This is a genomic window from Nocardiopsis mangrovi (assembly GCF_042653925.1).
Classification (GTDB): Bacteria; Actinomycetota; Actinomycetes; order Streptosporangiales; family Streptosporangiaceae; genus Nocardiopsis_B; species Nocardiopsis_B mangrovi.
Map to the genome: position 1 here is coordinate 196275 of NZ_JBHSFQ010000007.1, position 16447 is coordinate 212721.

Genomic DNA, 16447 nt, shown 5'->3' on the forward strand with positions numbered 1-16447 from the left:
TCGACGGCCACCACGGCCACTACTGCCACCAGACGAGAACGGATCCGCAATGGACATCGCCTTCGCCCTGTACCCGGGCATGACCCTGCTCGACATGACCGGCCCCCACGAGGTCCTCGCGCACGTCCCCGGGGTGGACTGCCACTACATCGCGGCCCGCACCGGGCCGCTGGCCTGCGACACCGGGTTCCAGGTGACGGCCACCGCGGCCTTCGCCGACGTGCCGCGACCCGACGTCATCGTCGTCCCCGGCTCCGGGGAGTTCGCCCGCGTCCTGGAGGACGAGACCGAACTCGTGGACTGGCTGGCCGCCGCCCATCCGTCGGCGACCTGGACGACCTCCGTGTGCACCGGGTCGACGCTCCTGGCCAAGGCGGGGATCCTCACCGGGCGCGCCGCCACCACCCACTGGGGCGCGCGCGACCTCCTGGGCGAGCTGGGGGCCGAGGTGAGCACCGACCGGGTGGTGGTCGACGGCGACGTCATCACCGCCGCGGGCGTCTCGGCGGGCATCGACATGGGGCTCACGCTGGCGGCGCGGCTGTGGGGCGAGGAGACCGCGCGCGCGATCCAGCTCTTCATCGAGTACGCGCCGGAGCCGCCATTCACCCCCGTCGGGGCCGAGGACGCGGGGCCCGAGATGGTCGAGGCGCTGGACCGGATCCTCTCGGGCGCCTGAGCAGCGGAGCCCCGCGGCGGGTCAGGCCGCCGACCCGCCGCCCGGGCGGATGAGCCCGGAGTCGTAGGCGGCGATGACCGCCTGGGTGCGGTCGCGCACGCCGAGCTTGGCGAGGATGCCGGAGACGTGGGTCTTGACGGTCTGCACGCCCACGAACATCTCCGCGGCGATCTCGGCGTTGGACAGACCGCGCGCCATGTGCGCGAGGGTGTCGGCCTCGCGCTCGGTCAGCGTGGCGATCGCGTGCGCGGCCGGGGTCGCCGGGGCGGCGTGGGCGGCGGCCAGGCCGCGGATCGCGGCGGGGAACAGCAGCGAGTCTCCCCCGGCCACCAGGCGGATCGCTCCGATGATGTCCTCGGGCCGGCTGCGCTTGAGCAGGAACCCGGCGGCGCCGGCGCGCAGGGCCCCGTAGACGTGGTCGTCGTTCTCGAAGGTCGTCACGACGATGATCTTGGGCGGGTCGTCGAGAGCGGCCAGCAGGTTGCGGGTGGCCTGGATGCCGTCCAGGCGCGGCATGCGCACGTCCATGAGGACGACGTCGGGGCGGTGGCGGCGGACCAGGTCGACCACCCCTGCGCCGTCGCCGGCCTCGGCCACCACGTCGAGGTCGGGCTCGGCGCCCAGGAGCGCGCGCAGTCCCGCGCGGATGAGGTCTTCGTCGTCGACGAGCGCGACGGTGGTCATCGGTGTCCTCCCCAGCGGATCGCGGCGCGCAGCCGCCAGGTTCCGCCCTCGGTGCCGGCGTCCAGTGTGCCGCCCAGCAGGCGCAGGCGCTCGCGCATGCCCCGCAGTCCGCGCCCTCCGGAGGCGCGGCGGGGCGCGGCCGCACTGGGGTTGGTGATCTCCACGGTGAGCCGGTCCCCGCCGATGGCGAGGGTGAGCGTGATGGGGACCCTGCCGCCGTGCCGCAGAGCGTTGGTCAGGCCCTCTTGGCAGATCCGGTAGGTCTCGCGGGAGACGACGCCGGGCACGGAGGCCGGGTCGCCGTCCACGCGGGCGTCGAGATCGGCGCCGATGGCGCGGGTGGCGTCGATGAGCCCGGGCAGGTCGGTGAGCGAGCGCTGCGGCGCGGTGCCGGGGCGGCGCTCCTCGCGCAGCAGGCCCAGGACGTGGTCGAGCTCGTCGGTCGCGGTGCGCGCCTGGTCGGCGATCGCCTCCAGCGCGCGGCGGGCGAAGGCGGGGTCGCTGTCGAGGAGCCGGGCGGCGGTCCCGGCCTGCAGGGCCACCACCGACAGGGCGTGGCCGATGGAGTCGTGGAGTTCGCGTGCCAGGCGGTTGCGCTCCGCCAGCGCCGCGGCCCGGTCCTGGGCCGCGGCCAGCCGCTCGGCGGCCGAGGGGCCCAGCAGGCGGGGGGCCGCGCGGGCCAGGGCGGCACCGGTCAGGCCCATGAGCGCGACGAGGGCGAGCAGCACCAGCACGCCGATGACGGGCGCCAGCAGCCGCTGGAGGGGCGACAGCGGCCCGGCTCCGAGGATCGGCGAGCCGGTGAGGGCGAGGACGGAGGAGGAGCGGCCGGTGACGCCGGCCAGGGCCAGCAGCGCGGATTCGGTCAGCGCGACCATCGTCGCCAGGCACGCGGCGAACCCGACGACGAAGTGCAGGACCAGCCAGGCCCCGGTGCGCAGGCGGGAGCGCCCCGAGGCGGGCTCGGCGATGGGCTCGTCGGCGATGGGGCCGCGCAGCAGCGTGCGGGTGATGTGGCCTTCGAGGGTGCGGGCGCCGGGGATCCACGCGGTGGCGGCGATCAGCGGGACCGCGGGGGCGGTGGCCGCCAGGAACCCGCCCGCGCCGAGGTCGGTGTAGTCGGGGCCCGCGGTGGCGCCCATGGTGGCGAGCACGAGGCTGGCCAGCAGGTAGGGCAGGCCGACCGCGCCGCCGAGGATCAGGTAGACCCAGCGGGTGTAGGTGGTCGCGCTCACGAGAGGGGCGAACACGGATCGGATGGCCGGCACGTGTCGATCGTGACACGCCCCGGCGCCGCCCGCCTCCCCCGGCCGGGGGAGGCCGGCGAGGTGTCCGATTGTGACGGATCGGCCACCGTTGGCCCGCGATTCGGTGAAAGCGCGCTCGGCCGCACGTGGGGAACGCTAGGGTTCGGGAGATCATTTCGCCGCACCACGTCCTGACGTGGGCGGTGTTCCGGGGGACCGTGCGCGGGCGCGTCGATGACGGCGCCGGCGGTACGAGGGGGCGACGAACGTGAGCGCGTGTGAGGAACTGGTGGCGGCGTTGGACGACGGGCGCGTCACCGATGCCCAGGCCTACCTGGCGCTGAAGCCGCTGTGGCGGCAGGAGCGGCTGGACCGGCCTCCGGGCCGCCCGCGCCAGCACTTCCTGCGCGCCCGCGAGGTGCTGAAGGCGGCGGTGCTGGCGGGGATCCTCACCGACGAGGAGGCCGGCGCCGCGCTGCGCCTGTCGCCGCAGGAAGAGCCCCGCGAGGCCGCGGCGGCATCGGCTCCGCCCGCGGTGACGCCCCTGGCGGCGCCGCCCCTTCCGCGTCCGACGCCCCGGCCGCCGGAGGCGGCGGAGCCCGGGGTCCGCGACCGCCGTGGGGTCCCGCACTCCGGCGCGGGAGCCCTCGACGCCCACGCGCCGAGCACTCGCCGCTGAGTTCCCGCTCCGGCGGTAGGCGGGCGAGGGAGGTCGGCCGAGCACCGCGCCCGCGCGGCACCCCTGGGCCCGGCGTGGACCTGCACGCCCCGCCCATGCCCGATCGCCACCGCAAAGGCGGGCGGTCGACCTCCCTCGCCCGCCTGATTTCCAGGCCATTGGGAACCTGGCCGGGGCTGTCGGGAGGCTTCCCGATCCCGACCCCCCGCCGAGGGCGCCGCGACGCGATCGCCACCTGCCTCGGCGGTCGGGGGCGTGCTCGGGAGCGGAGTCCGGGGCCGTCAGACGGGCAGGGCGTCCCAGAAGTCGCGCAGAGCGCGGACGCCCCGGTCGGGGTCTTGGAGCATCCAGTAGTGGGTGAGGCCCTCGAGTTCGGTGAAGTGCGCGCCGAGGCGCTCGGCGATGTCCTGGTCCTGGGACAGGTTGGCCATCGGGTCACCGCTGGGGGCGAGGATGAGCCCGGGCGCTTTGGCGGGGCCGGTGAAGTCCTTGCCCCAATCGGCGTCGAAGTTGGGCCAGGCGGAGCGGTAGAGGGTGAGGACGGCGGCGCTCATCTCCTCGTCGTGGGCCCCGTCGACTTCCTTGGCGAATTCCGCGCTCATGCCCCGTGACTGGAGGATGTCGCCGAAGGTGCCGCCGCTGCCGGGACGGGCCGCGCGCAGCGAGGCCAGGGACTCCTCGCCGTCGGGGGCCGTCTGCCACAGGGTGGCGGCGTCGTGCCACCGGTAGTCGGGGTGCCAGCCGTGCGCGACGTCGGAGACCCAGCTGCGCACCGGCACGTCGTAGGCGGAGACGACCCGCATGGTGAGGTGTGCGCCCCAGTCGTGTCCGACGAGGTCGACCGGCCCGCCGATCGCGCGGAGTTCGTCGGCCAGCCAGGCGGCGTAGTCCTCCTTGCCCCGCAGGTGTGCCGGGCGCGGGCCGCCGAAGCCGGGCAGTCTCAGGGCCACGCTGGGACGCTCGATACGGGAACGGATGCCGTTCCAGAGGGTCGGCGTCTCGGGGACTCCGTGCACGAAGGCGACGGTCATGACGACTCCTGAGTAAATGGATAACCTATCCACTTCACCGTAGCACGGAAGCTGATAATCTATCCACATCGAGTTCGGGGAGAGTATGCGCGCAGATGCCGTACGCAACAGGCAGAGGATCTTCGAGGAGGCCCGTCAGGCGGTCGCGGCCGGCGAGACCGGGCTCACGCTCAACGAGCTCGCGCGCCGCGTCGGCGTGGGAGTGGGTACGGTCTACCGGGTCTTTCCCACCCAGCGCGCGATGCTCGAGGCCGTGCTGGAGGAGGCCGTGCGCGAGCTCGTCGGCCTGGCGGCGCCGGCGGCCCGGGGCGCCGACGCGGGCGAGTCACTGATCGGGTTCCTCAGCTCGGCCCTTCGGATCGCCCTGGAGCGCCCCGGCCTGTTCGAGGTGCTGATCAGCGGCGACGACGAGACGCCGACCCTCGCTCAGGCCAAAACCGAACTGGTCGCCGCGGTCACCGGTCTACTCGAGCAGGCGGACCCGGAACCGGCCCTGACCGGTGAGAACCTCCTCAAGCTCCTGTGCGGCCTGATCCACGCGATCAGCGAGCACCCGGCCGACCGCCAGGGCGCCGCGATCGAGGCCTACGTCAGGATGCTCCGCGCCGGCCTGGTCGCCGGCCCCGTCGGCTGAGACGCCCCGCGCAAGCAGCCGTCGCCGACCGCGGTTCGCCGAGGGGCGAACGTGGCGTGCCCCGCTGCGCTGGACCACCGCCCCAGCGGCCGCATTTGAGTTATATCGCGACGCCTACCCGGACCGCACGGTGATCCTGCTGGAACGCGCCCGCTACCTCCCGCCCCAGGACCCCGACCGAGCCGCGGAGACGGCCACAACCGTGCTCCTCGACCTCGACGACGACCACCGCCTTCCGCTGCTGGTCGACCAGGCCACATCCTTCGCCGACGACCTCGCCGAGCACAGCCCCGCCCTCGCGGCCAGCCACCGGACCCGCGTCGGTGCCGCCGCCTGACGGCCGACCACCGCACACGGCTCGTTCAACATGGACGCCCCCTCGGGCCGTGGACACTCACCCAGCCGGGTCGATCGCACATATCCGCCGGGTCCTTCAACGTGAACGGCCCTCTCTGGGCCGTGAACGCGGGTGCGGGAAGCCCCGGTGGTTCTGCTCGCCTCTGGTGGTTCCGACCCGGTTTCCGTGGACTGCCTGCGGCCGGCCGCGCACGGGACCACGACCTCTCAGGGCTCCACGGCGTGCTCCTCGGCCGCGACTTCCACGACCTCGCGCTCAATCACTCAGCCGTTCCGGGCCACGAGATCGGCTTGGCGGCGGCGACCGGATCCGGCTGATCGAAATGGTCGGACGCGGGCGGCCGATCCTACGCCGCACCGGGGCCTGAACGAGCGGCCCGGCGCGGCGGTTCATTCCGCGAGGGCGGCTGGGCCGAACATCACCGTGGCGTTCTCTGAGGGGTGGAGGATCGTGCCCGCCTGGGCGAGGACGATCCCGCCCGGAGTGGCGGTCAGGTCGTGGGAGGCGCCGGAGTCCGCCTCCTCAAGCCGTTCGGCGGTCAGGGGTGAGGGGATGACGCGGCCGTCCCGGAAGTCCACCGCGACCGGGGCCCCGTCCACGTCGGCCCAGCATCGCCGAGCGCGGCGCCTACGACAGCGACGCCGCGGCCGCGCTGACCCTGACCGAGGTGCAGCGGTGGCTGGCGCTGGCGGTAGCCTGCCACCACGGCCACGTGCACGACGGACTCGGCCGCACCACAGCCGGGGCCTGGGCCGACGAAGCCGCCGCCGCGGGCCCACCGGTGACGGTGACCAGCGAGACCGCCTTCCTCATGGACTTCCTGCCGGTGATCCGCCGAACACTGTCGCGGTCGGGGTTCCCCTGCGGACGATAAACAACCCGCGGCGCACCGCGGGTCGCTGAGCCGACAAGTTGCCGTAGCCCTGCCCAAGCAATTCTGTTGTCGGGTCGTGATGCTGCGGTTGTGTGACAACCCTGAGTCAGCACGGCACCCTTTGCCGGGCGCCCAATGCGCCAAAGATCAGGCGTCGTCGCGGGGTGTGTAGAGCATGACCCAGTGGTCTCGTTCCGGGTCGTGCAGGAGCTCGATGTCGAAGCTGACCCGGCCGTAAGTGGAGTGGTGCAGCTGTTTGGTCGCCGACCGCGACGCGATGACCTCGCCGCGCTCCCAGTAGTCGCGGAAGACTGGGCTGGTAGCGGTGAGCTCCGCGAGCATACTGCGGAGGTAGTCGTCCTCGGGGTACCGGCTCAGCGCGGTGCGCAGCTCAGCGGCCGCGACGCGCAGGAACTGCTCAGCACTGTCACCGAGCAGATCAGTGAGGAAGGTGGTCGCGAAAGCTTGGTAGGCCAGGTTGCGCGCGAAGGGGCCGGTCCCGTCGGCGGGCGGCAGCAGTTCAGCTGCGCGCTTGTTGCGGGCCAAGAGGTCGAGCCGACCGTCGTGGACCGTGACCGGCATCGTCTCGTCCAGTCCCTTGAGCATCCGCAGCAGGCCTGGGCGGACGACCGAGTCGGGGGTGGGTAGTTCGGGCGGAGACTCGCCTCCCAGCCGGAACAGGTGGGCGCGCTCCGGCCCTGTCAGAGCGAAGCCTTGCGCCAGAGCCGTGAGGATCTCACGCGACGGTCGAGGAGCTTTACCCTGTTCCAGACGCGTGTAGTACTCCACGGAGATCCCCGTCAGATCGGCCATCTCCTGCCTGCGAAGCCCTGACACGCGCCGCCGAGAACTTCTGGGTTGACCGTGCAGGTCCGGCGGCGTCATCGCCGCCCTGCGCTGTCTCAAGTACTGCGCCAGATCGCTCCGATCATTGCTCGCCATGGGCCCATTCTTCCCCAGGACGGACACGTCCTTCCTCCGTGGTGACACTGGCAGTACTAGTTTCAGCGCGGCGTTCCTCCCCGTCGCGGAGCCTTGCATCCTCGATGGTGTACCGCTTTCCGCGGCACCAGAACCATCGGAGGAAACATGGCCAGTACGGCGTGGACGTTCCCGATCCCAGCCGACCGAGTCGAGGAGTTCAGAAGCCTGCTGGCCGAGCTGAACGAGAAGCACCTCGACGGCCTGGGCACCCGAGCCCGGGTCGTGGGCTACCACCGGGAACGCATGTGGCTGCAGCCCAACCCGGACGGCAGCGCAGAGTTCATCGTGTCTCTGGAGTTCGACAAGGGCATCGACCCGGCTACGTTCTCCGAACGTCTCCTTGCGTACGAGTCGGATTTCACCCGCTGGTGGACGCCACGCTTCGCGTCCTTCGGCATGCCACCGGCAATCGGCGAACCGCTGCTGTCCTGGGACGCCACGACCGCCGTCGTGGGCGCGAAGGAGGAGCGGTCATGACCGGCCCCCGACCCGCCACCCGCGCGACACTGGAGACCGCCAAGGAGTTCATCCGGGCCGTCGAGGCGAAGGACATCGACGCCGTCGAGGACACCCTCAGCGACGGCGCCGAGCAGCTCTTCATGCACTCGAACGCAGTGACCAGCGACCAGGGTGTCGCGGACATCATCGCCGGCCGTCGCCGGGGTCTCTGCGTCGCAGACGTGAGCGGCCGAGAGGAGGTGCTCGGGTACACCAGGGGCATCTTCGACAAGTTCGACCCGCTGGTCTGGCGCGACCACCAGTGGACCGTCAGCCCCGACGGTCGCGAGGTCTTCTTCCTCGGCACCGGTGACATGGTCGTTGCCCGCACCGGCGCGCCCTATCGCAACACCTACCTGACTCGGTTCGACGTCACCGACGGCAAGATCGTGCGCATGGCCGAGTACGGCGACGTGATGATGTACGCCCGGCTGGGCGTCCGCCCGAACCATGCCGAGTTCCGGTCACTTCTCCGGGCCGTCGGGCGGATGCTCTCGCCGACGCGGTCCTCTCGATCCGGCCGATAGCCAGGGGGGTGCCTTCCGGCCCGGAATGAAGGTCCTCGATCTCGGGCGTGGACCGGCTATGGCATCGATCTTCCTAGCGCGTGAGCACGGCGTCGAAGTGTGGGCCTCGGAGCTGTGGATCCCGGCCGAGGAGAACGCTGCGCGGTTCGATCAGACAGGCGTCGGCGACCAAGTCCACGCCGTGCGCGCCGAAGCGCATGACTTGCCGTTCGAATCGGAACAATTCGATGCGGTCCTGTCCGTGGACAGGTACCACTACTTCGGTTCTGATGATCTCTACGTCGGCTATATCGGCAAGTTCCTCAAGACAGGCGGTCAGCTGTCGATCGCCGTGCCGTCCCCGCACCGCGAATTGCGCGAGCTCGGTGGTGCCCCGGAGTATCTGCGATCCGGAGTGGGGTGGGAGGTCCTGGCTTTTCACACGCCCGGGTAGTGGCGCTTCGAGACCGCCGGGACCGACCTCGTCGTCGACGGGTGACACGCGGCCGTTGCTCAACGACATCCACCGCGCGATCGATGGCCGGCGCCCGGCCCTGCCGATCGCCGCGAGGGGGACCGCGCCCCTCAACCGGAGTCCTTTTCGAGATCGAGCCCGAGCGGTACGTCGCCGGGGGTCAGATCCGGTCGTACGCGGGTCAGCCGCACCGGATTGCGCCAACGGGTCCCCGTAATCGACGCGTCCGGCTGGATCTCCACCACGACCGTGGGCTCGACGCGCCGGTACTCCAGACGCTCCCGGGTGCCCCACGAGGACGCGAGGGTGCTCGGCCAGGGGTGGTCGTCGCCCGCCCCGCGCAGCCGCGGCGCGATCTCGTCGCGCTGCTCGCGGGTGAGCTCCACGGTCTGGCCGGCGATCCGCAGCTCCCCGGCGTCGTCGTAGCGCCCCAGCACCAGCATCCGCGGATCGTCGGGCCGGGTCACGGCGCCGCCCACGATCGCCTCCGTGGTCACGCGGCGCTTGAATTTGAGCCAGTCGCGCCGGCCCGCCCGGTAGGTCCTGCGCTCGTCCTTGACGATCAGCCCCTCCACACCGACACCCGCCATCTCCTCGTACCACCGCATGGCCTCGCCGGAATCCCGCGTCTGCCAGCCGAGCATCAGCCGGGGCTCGACCAGCCACGCGAACAGCTCCTCCAGCCGCCCGCGGCGGTAGGAGAGCGGACGCCGCGTCAGATCCGTGCCCTTCTCGCGCAGCAGGTCGAAGACGACCAGATGGCACGGCTCCTCCTGGGCGAGGCGCTTGGCCCGGCGGGTGTCGGCGGCGTTGCGGCGCAGGAGCGCGTCGAAGTCGAGTCGCTCACCGGACCACCGCACGATCTCGCCGTCGAGGGCGGTGTCGGGCGGGATCGCGAGGCGCACGGCGTCGTGGAGCTCGGCGAACCGCCCGTCCAGCCTGCCGCCGGACCTGGCGGACAGCGATGTCCGCAGGTCCCTGGCCGCGATGCAGCGGAAGCCGTCCCACTTGGGTTCGTAGCGCCAGTGCTCCCCGACGGGGAGTTCGTCGACGGCGCGGGCGAGCATCGGTTCCACGCGGGCCCACTATCCCGATCCCCGCGTCCTATCCGGGCACCGGGCCGGTTCCTCGATCGCACCGGAGCCCGCCGCAGGGGTCCCGGCGACGGCGCCGCGGCCCCGGAGCAGGCGCCCGTTCCCATCCGCCCGCACCCGATCCGCACGGCTGCGAGGCCGCCGCGGAGGCCCGCGGCGAGGGCTCCCCTCCCCCGCAGTGCGGTGGCCGGTGCGCGATCCGGCGGCGCGACCCTCTACCCTCAATGGGCGTGACCTCGGACAATACGCCGCCCAGCGGGGCGGACCCCACCCCTTCCGCGGCGACGCGGCTCGCCCACGGCCTCCAGCGCCGGCACATGGCCATGATCGCCATCGGCGGCTCGGTCGGCGCCGGGCTGTTCATCGGTTCCGGCGCCGTCATCGCCGCGGCCGGACCCGCCGCGGTCGTCTCCTATGCCGTGGCCGGCGCGCTCGTCCTGCTCACCCTGCGCGCGCTGGGCGAGATGGTCGTGGCCCGCCCGGCCGCCGGCTCCTTCTCCGACTACGCGCGCATCGCGCTGGGCCCCCGCGCGGGCTTCGCCATCGGCTGGCTCTACTGGTGGCTCTACAGCGTGCTGGTGGCGGCCGAGGCCGTGGCCGGGGCGGCGATCCTGTCGTCGTGGGTGCCGGCTCCCGGCTGGCTGCTGTCGCTGCTGCTGGTCGTGGTGATGACCGCCGCCAACCTGATCTCGGTGCGGGCCTTCGGCGAGACCGAGACCTTGTTCTCCCTCATCAAGGTGGGCACGATCGTCGCGTTCCTGATCCTGGGCGCCCTCTACGCCTTCGGGCTGTGGCCCGGCGGCGAGGGGGCGACCCTCGACAACCTCTGGACCCACGGCGGATTCGCCCCCAACGGGTGGGTGTCGGTGTTCGCCGCGGTCGTCGTCGTGCTGTTCTCGTTCGGCGGCGTGGAGATCGTGACCATCGCGGCCGGCGAGAGCGACGAACCGCAGCGGGGGGTGGCGCGGGCCACCACCAACGTGCTGTGGCGGATCGCGCTGTTCTACATCGCCTCGATCCTGGTGGTGGTGGCGGTGCTGCCGTGGAACACCGCCGACGTGACGGGCAGCCCGTTCGTGGCCGTGATGGAGACGGTCGGGGTCCCGGCGGCGCCCCTGATCATGGAGATCGTGGTGTTCGTGGCGGTGATGAGCGTGCTCAACGCGGCGATCTACACGTCGTCGCGGATGCTGCACGTGCTCACCCTCCAGGGCGACGCGCCGCGTGCGCTGGCGAAGGTGGGCCGGCGCGGCGCGCCGACCCGGACGATCCTGCTGGGAACGGTGGTGGGATACACGTCGGTGCTGGGCAACTACCTGTGGCCCGACACGGTGTTCCCGTTCCTGGTCGCCTCGATCGGCGCGATCCTGCTGGTGCTGTTCCTGACCATCATGGCGTCGCACCTGGTCATGGGGCGGCGGCTGCGGCGGGAGGAGCCCGAGCGGCTGACGTTCCGCATGTGGGCGTTCCCCTACCTGAGCTGGGCGACCCTGGTCGGCCTGGCCGCCGTCGCCGTGGCGATGGCGGTCATCCCCGAGCAGCGGGGGCCGCTGCTGACCACGCTGGGGTCGGTCGCGGTGGTCCTCGTCGCCTACGAGCTCCGCCGTGCGCTGGGCCGCGGACCGGTCAGCGCGAGCGCGGTCGACAGCGGCTGATTCGGAGGTGCGGGGGCCAAGACGGCCCCCGCGCGTCGGGCGGACGCTGCCGGCGGTGGACACGGCGGACACCGTCGCGGGCGGCCCGTACGTCGGGGGCGGGCGGCACAGGCCGTCCGCCCCCGTGTGTTGGAGGGCGGGTCAGGGGCCGGGGTGCGCGGAGGGCTCGGTGTCCGGAACCGGGGACGGGGACGGGACCGCGGCGGTGCCGGGGACCGAGGTCTGGGCGATGAACGCGCCGGCGACCACGATCGCGGCGCCGATCATCTGCGGCACGCTCAGCGCCTCGCCCAGCATCAGCCAGGCCAGGACGATCGCGGTGACGACCTCCAGGTAGGCCACGGCGCCGGCGACCGCGGGCGAGAGCCTGCGGATCGCGACGACGCCCAGCGCGTAGGCGACCGCGGTGGAGACCACCACCAGCCACACCAGCGACACCAGCGCCGAGGTGGTCGCGCCCGCGATCTCGACCTCGCCCGCCAGCAGGTGCCAGGGCAGGTTCCAGGGCGCGGCGATGACGGTGATGAGCACGGTGGCGATGAGCGCCCCGTAGGAGATCACCGCCAGCGGGTCGACCTCGTCACCCGCGGCGTCGCCGAGGAGGAAGTAGCCGGCCTGGCAGGCGGCCGCGCCCAGCGCGAGGGCCAGGCCCAGGGCGTCGAGCCGGACGCCGGCCCAGACCTCCACGAGGCAGGCCAGCCCGGCGACGGCGAGGATGACGCCCAGTGTGGCCGCCCGCGAGACCGGGTGGCGGCGCACGATCCTGATCCAGCCCAGGACCAGGACCGGGCCGAGGAATTCGATCAGCAGCGCCACGCCCACGGGGATGCGCGAGATCGAGGCGAAGTAGAACGCCTGGACGCCGGCCATGGGAAAGACCCCGTAGGCGAGCAGGAGCCAGGGGTGCGTGCGCAGGACGCGCCGGTGGCGGACGGCCACCGGGAGCAGGACCAGCGCCGCCCCGGTGACGCGGAGCCAGGTGACGTGCAGGGGGTCGACCCCCGCGTCGATCAGTGGGCGCGCGAAGGGACCGGATCCGCCGAAGGCCAGAGCGGAGGCGCAGGCGAACGCCAGCCCGGAGGCCCGGTGCCGCCCGCCGGCGTCAGTCGGTGCCATTGACGCATACGGCGAGAGCCGATGATGGGATGTGGGTCATGGCGCGAGCATAACCACCGCCCCCCGCCGCGCCGGATACCAGCCTCGACAGGAGACGGGCCCCGCCGCCTCCGACGCAACAGGGCGGGCCCTCACCCGGGCACCCGGGCGCCCCCTTGTCAGAGACGTGGGCGTGCGCCCAACGGCGATCCTTCGGCCGATTCGGCTTGCCGTGCTCGGCCGGCAGGCGACGCGCGGGCCGGCACTTCTGGACTCTCAACTCTGCTTCCCCCACGCGGCCCCGGCGCACGTCGTGGCCCGGTCCCGGGCAGGCGGGGCGGTCCGGACGACGCCTTCCCGTACCCGGGAGCCGGCGGCGATGGCCTTTCCCGGCACCGTATGCCCTGCCGGCGAGCAAGGCGGCACAGGGCCCGCGGCTCCCCGACCGCGGGGCCGGGGAGCCGCGGGCGCCCGGCCGCGCGCGGCGCGGCGGGGGTCATGGGGTGTCGGGTTCGAAGCGGTGGAGGTAGTCGGCCTTGTCGAACATGCGGGCGGCCTCCAGTGCCGATGGGGTGCCGGCCCGGGGGTCGGCGCCGTTTTCGAGGAGGACGGTCACGACCTCGTCCTCGCCCTTGAAGACGGCTCCGGCGAGCGGGGACTGCCCGCGGTCGTTGAGGCGGTCGACGTCGGCGCCGCTCGCGGACAGGCGGGCCACCGTGGCGGCGTGGCCGTGGTAGGCGGCGAGCATGACGAGGGTGTCGCCCTTGTCGTTGGTGAGGTCGGCGGGGACCCCCGCGTCGAGGTAGGCGCCCAGGGCGTCGGTGTCGCCGGAGCGGGCGTAGCCGAAGAGCCGGCCGGCGAGTTCGACGAGGGCGGGGTCATCGGCGGGTCCCGGGGACGGGTCGGCGTCACTCACGGTCTCCACACTAGGACCCAACGCCCCCGAGCGCGCGGCCACGTACCGTGACGACACCGGGAGTTCTCGGCCACGTCCGCCGGAACTGTGCGATCGTCTGCGCAGGCGGGGTGGCCGCGCGCGGTTCTGTCGGCACGCTGCGCGACGGCACCCGGAGTGACCGGTATGCCCATTTGGGGGTGAATGTCGCTATGGTGCTTGCTCGATCTGAGAGGAGCACCCTGTGCGACATTTCATCGGATTCCTTGTTGGACTGATGCTCGCCCCGGTCGTCATCCTGGCGACCGGGTGGGTCCTGCCCCGCCTGGCCCGGGCCGCCGAGGACGCGGGCGGCATCCCCACAACGGGCGAACTGCTCACGCTCGGCGTCCTGGGCGGCGTGGCGCTGCTGCTGGGCGTCGCCCTGGTCACGCCCCGGCTGACCCCGCTGGTACCCGGCATCGCCGGACTCACCCTCATCGGCGCCACCACCGTCGCCATGCTCCGCCCCGACCTGCTGGACCTCCTGCCCTCGGTCCCGGGCCGCGAGGGCGCGCTCACGCTGGCGTCGCTGGGGCTCTACCTTCCGCTGAGCCTGGTGCTGGTGATGCCGCTGTTCGTCGGGGCGCGGTGGACCGGGAAGGGTCGTAGGGACCCCGTGACCGAGGAGGAGTACTTCGACGGCCTTTACGATGAAGATTACGAGGACGGCGACCGCGCTCCCCGCCACGCCGCGACAGCTCCGCAGCCGCGCGGCGCGGCCGTCCGCGCCGACTGAGGCGCGCGGCCGCGGCGGCTGAACGGCGCGGGCGCGCCACACCGCGTCCTCCCCTGAGCCGCGACGGACGCCTCCTGAGCCGGGCACCGCGCCGCCCCGGCCGGAGCTCCCCCGCGGCGCTCCCCCGTTGGTGCGCAGGGCACATCGCGCGCCCCACGGCTCCCCACGGTCCCTGCGGCCGGTGACGCGGCGATCCGCACGCGGTCCGCCCCGGCGGACTCCCCACCGGCCCCCAGCGGGCGTACAGGGCGCTCATCGCTCCCCGCGACCCCTGTACCCGGGATGAGGACGCTCCGGAGCTCCCCGCGGCCCCGCACCGGTCCGGGAGCGCACCGCGCCCGCCCTCCCCTTCCGCCCGGCGCGGGCCCGGCGGTACACACGACGACGCCGTGGGGCACGCGACGCGCCCCACGGCGACTAAGGGATCCGGGGAACCGGCCGACAGGTCAGAGCCAGGACGGACCCCAGCCGGAGCTGTCGGAGACCCCCGGCGGCAGGGGCGGCAGCAGTGCCGCGCCCGGCGGGGTGGCGGGTGCGTCGTCGTCCTCTGCCTCCCGGGCCTGTGCTTCGTCGCCCTCTGCGGCGGGGCGCGGCTCGGGCCCGGCGCCGCCCGCACCCGAGGCCGGTGGGTCCTGCGGGTCCAGGACCTCCGTCTCGAGCGCCGGCGCCGGAGAGGAGGGCTCCGGCTCCTCGCGCTCGGGAAGGTAGGGGGCGGGTCCGGCGGCCGGGGGGAGGTCCCCGAACGGCGCCTGCCGGGCATCGAGGTCGTCGAAGGCGTCGCGGCCGCCGCTGGAGTCGACGGCCTCCCGCCCGGTCTCCAGACCGGTTCCCGGACCGGCCTCCTGCCCGATCCCAAGGCCGGTTCCCGGACCGGGCGACTCGGCCGCAGCGGGCTCCGCCCGCTCGGCGGGCGGGTCGATGAACCCGAAGACCTGCTGGGTGGCCGAGGGCCCGGATCCGAGGTCCTCGGGGTCAGCCGGCCGGTGGGCGTCGGAGAGCGCATCGGCCAGGGGCGTGTCCGCCGGGGCCACCGGCGGGGCCGGCAGGCCGATCGGGTCCGCCGCCGGTGCGAGGGCGGCCGCCGACGCCGACGGGGACGACGGCGTGGTGCGCCGCCACCAGCGCTCCGCCTCCTCCGCCGGCAGCTCGGCCTCGACCTCCAGCCAGCCGCGCACGTGCGGGTGGCGGCGTCCGGCGCTCCAGGACCGCGGGTAGGGCTGCTCGTCGAGGATGAGCAGGTGCTCGCCCTCGGAGGTGGGGATGTCGGCGGGCACGCCCTCGTTCCACACCCAGGAGCCGTCCAGGGCGACCAGGTTCCACCAGCCGCGCACGACGCGCGCGTCGGGGTCGGGGTCGGCGTCGCGGAAGGAGGCGGTCCAGCGGGGGTCGGGGCGCTCCCCCGCCAGGCCCCGGCCCTCGGGCCCGACCAGCGCGTCGGCGAGCAGGGTGTGCAACTGGAAGTTGTCGCCGATGCCGTCGAAGAGGACGCGGAAGCCGCGCCGCGAGGCGCGGTCGAGGACGACGGCCGAGGTGGCCTCGGACATCCGCAGCAGCGCCCGGACCTCGTCGAACTCGGTGAGGGCGTTGGAGAGCTGGTTGGAGATGGCGACCAGCTCGGCGCTGAGCTCTGAGTCGGCGCGCATGGCGGCGCGCACCGCGGGCTCGCTGAGCATGGTCTTGGCGGCGAGGCCGTAGCGGCGGATGGTCCACCAGCACATGGTGGCGGTGGGGGCGGCCTCGCCGAGCTCCGCGGCGACGCGCTCCTCGGCGGCGGCGGTGACCTCGTCGGGGTCGGGCGGGGTTCCCCCGCCGGTGCGCTCCCAGGCGTAGAGGAAGACCGCCGCGCCCTGGCCCATGGTGCGCAGCAGCCGCATGACGTCCACGCCGGTGCCGCCCGGGGTGGAGCCCATCTCCACGAAGGCGCCGGCGACGACTGCGAGGTCGGCGGTGATTCCGGGGGCGGTGTGTCCGCCGGCCAGGATGGGTCCGAGCGCCTCCAGAGCGAGTTCCCGTTCGTCCACGGGCACCTGGGAGGCCAGGTTGTAGACCGCGTGGACGGCCGTGGGGAACTGGTGCGGATCCGTTGCAACGGAGGCGTCGATCAGTTCCTGGAAAGCGGCGCGAAACTCATCGATCACTCCGGCATCTTGCCACATAACAGACAGGAACGGGTCACCTGGGAGGTTGCGGGGGAACGTCACACCGGAGGCGGCCGCGCCGTCACCGCCGCACGCGGCCGCGCGGCCCGCTGCGCGGTGCGGCGGGCCGGCGTCCCCGATCC

General features: G+C 73.3%; 19 protein-coding genes. 10 read left to right on the plus strand and 9 right to left on the minus strand.

Annotation, left to right across the window (positions count from 1 at the left end; genetic code table 11):
• Positions 1-49 precede the first annotated feature (49 nt).
• Positions 50-679 (plus strand): DJ-1/PfpI family protein, encoded by a 630-nt coding sequence (locus tag ACFO4E_RS10450; RefSeq protein WP_378573344.1) that lies wholly within the window; start codon positions 50-52, stop codon positions 677-679.
• A gap of 21 nt (positions 680-700) precedes the next feature.
• On the opposite strand, the gene ACFO4E_RS10455 is transcribed toward ACFO4E_RS10450, so the two are convergent.
• A complete protein-coding gene (locus ACFO4E_RS10455) occupies positions 701-1363 on the minus strand; it encodes a response regulator transcription factor (RefSeq protein WP_378573346.1) in 663 nt (220 codons plus the stop codon).
• The gene (locus ACFO4E_RS10460; RefSeq protein WP_378573348.1) at positions 1360-2631 is read right to left on the minus strand and encodes a sensor histidine kinase; all 1272 of its coding nucleotides are present in this window, start codon (positions 2629-2631) and stop codon (positions 1360-1362) included. The genes ACFO4E_RS10455 and ACFO4E_RS10460 overlap by 4 nt, the downstream gene beginning before the upstream one ends.
• A 247-nt stretch (positions 2632-2878) precedes the next feature.
• On the opposite strand from ACFO4E_RS10460, the gene ACFO4E_RS10465 reads away from it, so the two are divergent.
• Positions 2879-3289, plus strand: a complete 411-nt coding sequence (locus tag ACFO4E_RS10465; protein WP_378573350.1) for a hypothetical protein — start codon at positions 2879-2881, stop codon at positions 3287-3289.
• Between the two features lie 281 nt (positions 3290-3570).
• Here ACFO4E_RS10465 and ACFO4E_RS10470 read toward each other — a convergent pair whose 3' ends face one another.
• A complete protein-coding gene (locus ACFO4E_RS10470) occupies positions 3571-4320 on the minus strand; it encodes an alpha/beta fold hydrolase (RefSeq protein WP_378573352.1) in 750 nt (249 codons plus the stop codon).
• An 85-nt stretch (positions 4321-4405) separates the two neighbouring features.
• Here ACFO4E_RS10470 and ACFO4E_RS10475 point away from each other — a divergent pair, with 85 nt between their 5' ends.
• A complete protein-coding gene (locus tag ACFO4E_RS10475) occupies positions 4406-4954 on the plus strand; it encodes a TetR/AcrR family transcriptional regulator (protein ID WP_378573354.1) in 549 nt (182 codons plus the stop codon).
• A gap of 130 nt (positions 4955-5084) precedes the next feature.
• A complete protein-coding gene (locus ACFO4E_RS10480) occupies positions 5085-5291 on the plus strand; it encodes a hypothetical protein (protein WP_378573356.1) in 207 nt (68 codons plus the stop codon).
• 410 nt (positions 5292-5701) lie between these two features.
• Here the strand turns inward: ACFO4E_RS10480 and ACFO4E_RS10485 are convergent, their stop codons facing one another.
• On the minus strand, positions 5702-5911 hold the full coding sequence (locus ACFO4E_RS10485) for a hypothetical protein (protein WP_378573358.1): 210 nt from the start codon (positions 5909-5911) through the stop codon (positions 5702-5704).
• A 68-nt stretch (positions 5912-5979) separates the two neighbouring features.
• On the opposite strand from ACFO4E_RS10485, the gene ACFO4E_RS10490 reads away from it, so the two are divergent.
• Positions 5980-6186, plus strand: coding sequence for a hypothetical protein (locus tag ACFO4E_RS10490; protein ID WP_378573360.1), 207 nt, complete (start codon positions 5980-5982; stop codon positions 6184-6186).
• Between the two features lie 147 nt (positions 6187-6333).
• On the opposite strand, the gene ACFO4E_RS10495 is transcribed toward ACFO4E_RS10490, so the two are convergent.
• Positions 6334-7128 carry a helix-turn-helix transcriptional regulator gene (locus tag ACFO4E_RS10495; protein WP_378573362.1) on the minus strand — a complete coding sequence of 265 codons (795 nt, stop codon included), beginning with the start codon at positions 7126-7128 and terminating at the stop codon, positions 6334-6336.
• 147 nt (positions 7129-7275) lie between these two features.
• Between ACFO4E_RS10495 and ACFO4E_RS10500 the strand changes: the two genes are divergently transcribed.
• The 3 genes from ACFO4E_RS10500 to ACFO4E_RS10510 are packed head-to-tail and all read left to right on the plus strand — an operon-like array spanning position 7276 to position 8628.
• Positions 7276-7647: a hypothetical protein gene (locus ACFO4E_RS10500; RefSeq protein WP_378573364.1), complete on the plus strand. Its 372-nt coding sequence runs from the start codon at positions 7276-7278 to the stop codon at positions 7645-7647.
• Positions 7644-8195 carry a nuclear transport factor 2 family protein gene (locus ACFO4E_RS10505; RefSeq protein WP_378573365.1) on the plus strand — a complete coding sequence of 184 codons (552 nt, stop codon included), beginning with the start codon at positions 7644-7646 and terminating at the stop codon, positions 8193-8195. Before ACFO4E_RS10500 ends, ACFO4E_RS10505 begins: the two co-directional genes overlap by 4 nt.
• Before the next feature lie 25 nt (positions 8196-8220).
• Positions 8221-8628, plus strand: coding sequence for an SAM-dependent methyltransferase (locus tag ACFO4E_RS10510; RefSeq protein WP_378573367.1), 408 nt, complete (start codon positions 8221-8223; stop codon positions 8626-8628).
• A gap of 131 nt (positions 8629-8759) precedes the next feature.
• On the opposite strand, the gene ACFO4E_RS10515 is transcribed toward ACFO4E_RS10510, so the two are convergent.
• Positions 8760-9716, minus strand: a complete 957-nt coding sequence (locus tag ACFO4E_RS10515; RefSeq protein WP_378573451.1) for an ATP-dependent DNA ligase — start codon at positions 9714-9716, stop codon at positions 8760-8762.
• 344 nt (positions 9717-10060) lie between these two features.
• Here ACFO4E_RS10515 and ACFO4E_RS10520 point away from each other — a divergent pair, with 344 nt between their 5' ends.
• Complete coding sequence (locus ACFO4E_RS10520; RefSeq protein ID WP_378573453.1) at positions 10061-11398, plus strand: amino acid permease; 1338 nt, start codon at positions 10061-10063, stop codon at positions 11396-11398.
• A gap of 141 nt (positions 11399-11539) precedes the next feature.
• Here the strand turns inward: ACFO4E_RS10520 and ACFO4E_RS10525 are convergent, their stop codons facing one another.
• Together ACFO4E_RS10525 and ACFO4E_RS10530 are read right to left on the minus strand one after the other, a co-directional pair.
• Positions 11540-12514, minus strand: a complete 975-nt coding sequence (locus ACFO4E_RS10525; RefSeq protein ID WP_378573369.1) for an EamA family transporter — start codon at positions 12512-12514, stop codon at positions 11540-11542.
• A 475-nt stretch (positions 12515-12989) separates the two neighbouring features.
• Entirely contained in the window at positions 12990-13409 is a 420-nt protein-coding gene (locus ACFO4E_RS10530; RefSeq protein ID WP_378573372.1) for an ankyrin repeat domain-containing protein, read from the minus strand.
• Positions 13410-13632: 223 nt separating this feature from the next.
• On the opposite strand from ACFO4E_RS10530, the gene ACFO4E_RS10535 reads away from it, so the two are divergent.
• Complete coding sequence (locus ACFO4E_RS10535) at positions 13633-14166, plus strand: hypothetical protein (protein WP_378573374.1); 534 nt, start codon at positions 13633-13635, stop codon at positions 14164-14166.
• A 446-nt stretch (positions 14167-14612) separates the two neighbouring features.
• Here the strand turns inward: ACFO4E_RS10535 and ACFO4E_RS10540 are convergent, their stop codons facing one another.
• Complete coding sequence (locus ACFO4E_RS10540) at positions 14613-16304, minus strand: hypothetical protein (RefSeq protein ID WP_378573376.1); 1692 nt, start codon at positions 16302-16304, stop codon at positions 14613-14615.
• Positions 16305-16447 lie beyond the last annotated feature (143 nt).

Bases quoted from the DNA above. Each gene is read 5' to 3' on its own strand.
- ACFO4E_RS10455 (WP_378573346.1), bottom strand. From the start codon at position 1,363: ATGACCACCGTCGCGCTCGTCGACGACGAAGACCTCATCCGCGCGGGA.
- ACFO4E_RS10505 (WP_378573365.1), top strand. From the start codon at position 7,644: ATGACCGGCCCCCGACCCGCCACCCGCGCGACACTGGAGACCGCCAAG.
- ACFO4E_RS10475 (WP_378573354.1), top strand. From the start codon at position 4,406: ATGCGCGCAGATGCCGTACGCAACAGGCAGAGGATCTTCGAGGAGGCC.
- ACFO4E_RS10495 (WP_378573362.1), bottom strand. From the start codon at position 7,128: ATGGCGAGCAATGATCGGAGCGATCTGGCGCAGTACTTGAGACAGCGC.
- ACFO4E_RS10470 (WP_378573352.1), bottom strand. From the start codon at position 4,320: ATGACCGTCGCCTTCGTGCACGGAGTCCCCGAGACGCCGACCCTCTGG.
- ACFO4E_RS10525 (WP_378573369.1), bottom strand. From the start codon at position 12,514: ATGGCACCGACTGACGCCGGCGGGCGGCACCGGGCCTCCGGGCTGGCG.
- ACFO4E_RS10520 (WP_378573453.1), top strand. From the start codon at position 10,061: ATGGCCATGATCGCCATCGGCGGCTCGGTCGGCGCCGGGCTGTTCATC.
- ACFO4E_RS10510 (WP_378573367.1), top strand. From the start codon at position 8,221: ATGAAGGTCCTCGATCTCGGGCGTGGACCGGCTATGGCATCGATCTTC.
- ACFO4E_RS10500 (WP_378573364.1), top strand. From the start codon at position 7,276: ATGGCCAGTACGGCGTGGACGTTCCCGATCCCAGCCGACCGAGTCGAG.
- ACFO4E_RS10450 (WP_378573344.1), top strand. From the start codon at position 50: ATGGACATCGCCTTCGCCCTGTACCCGGGCATGACCCTGCTCGACATG.
- ACFO4E_RS10515 (WP_378573451.1), bottom strand. From the start codon at position 9,716: ATGCTCGCCCGCGCCGTCGACGAACTCCCCGTCGGGGAGCACTGGCGC.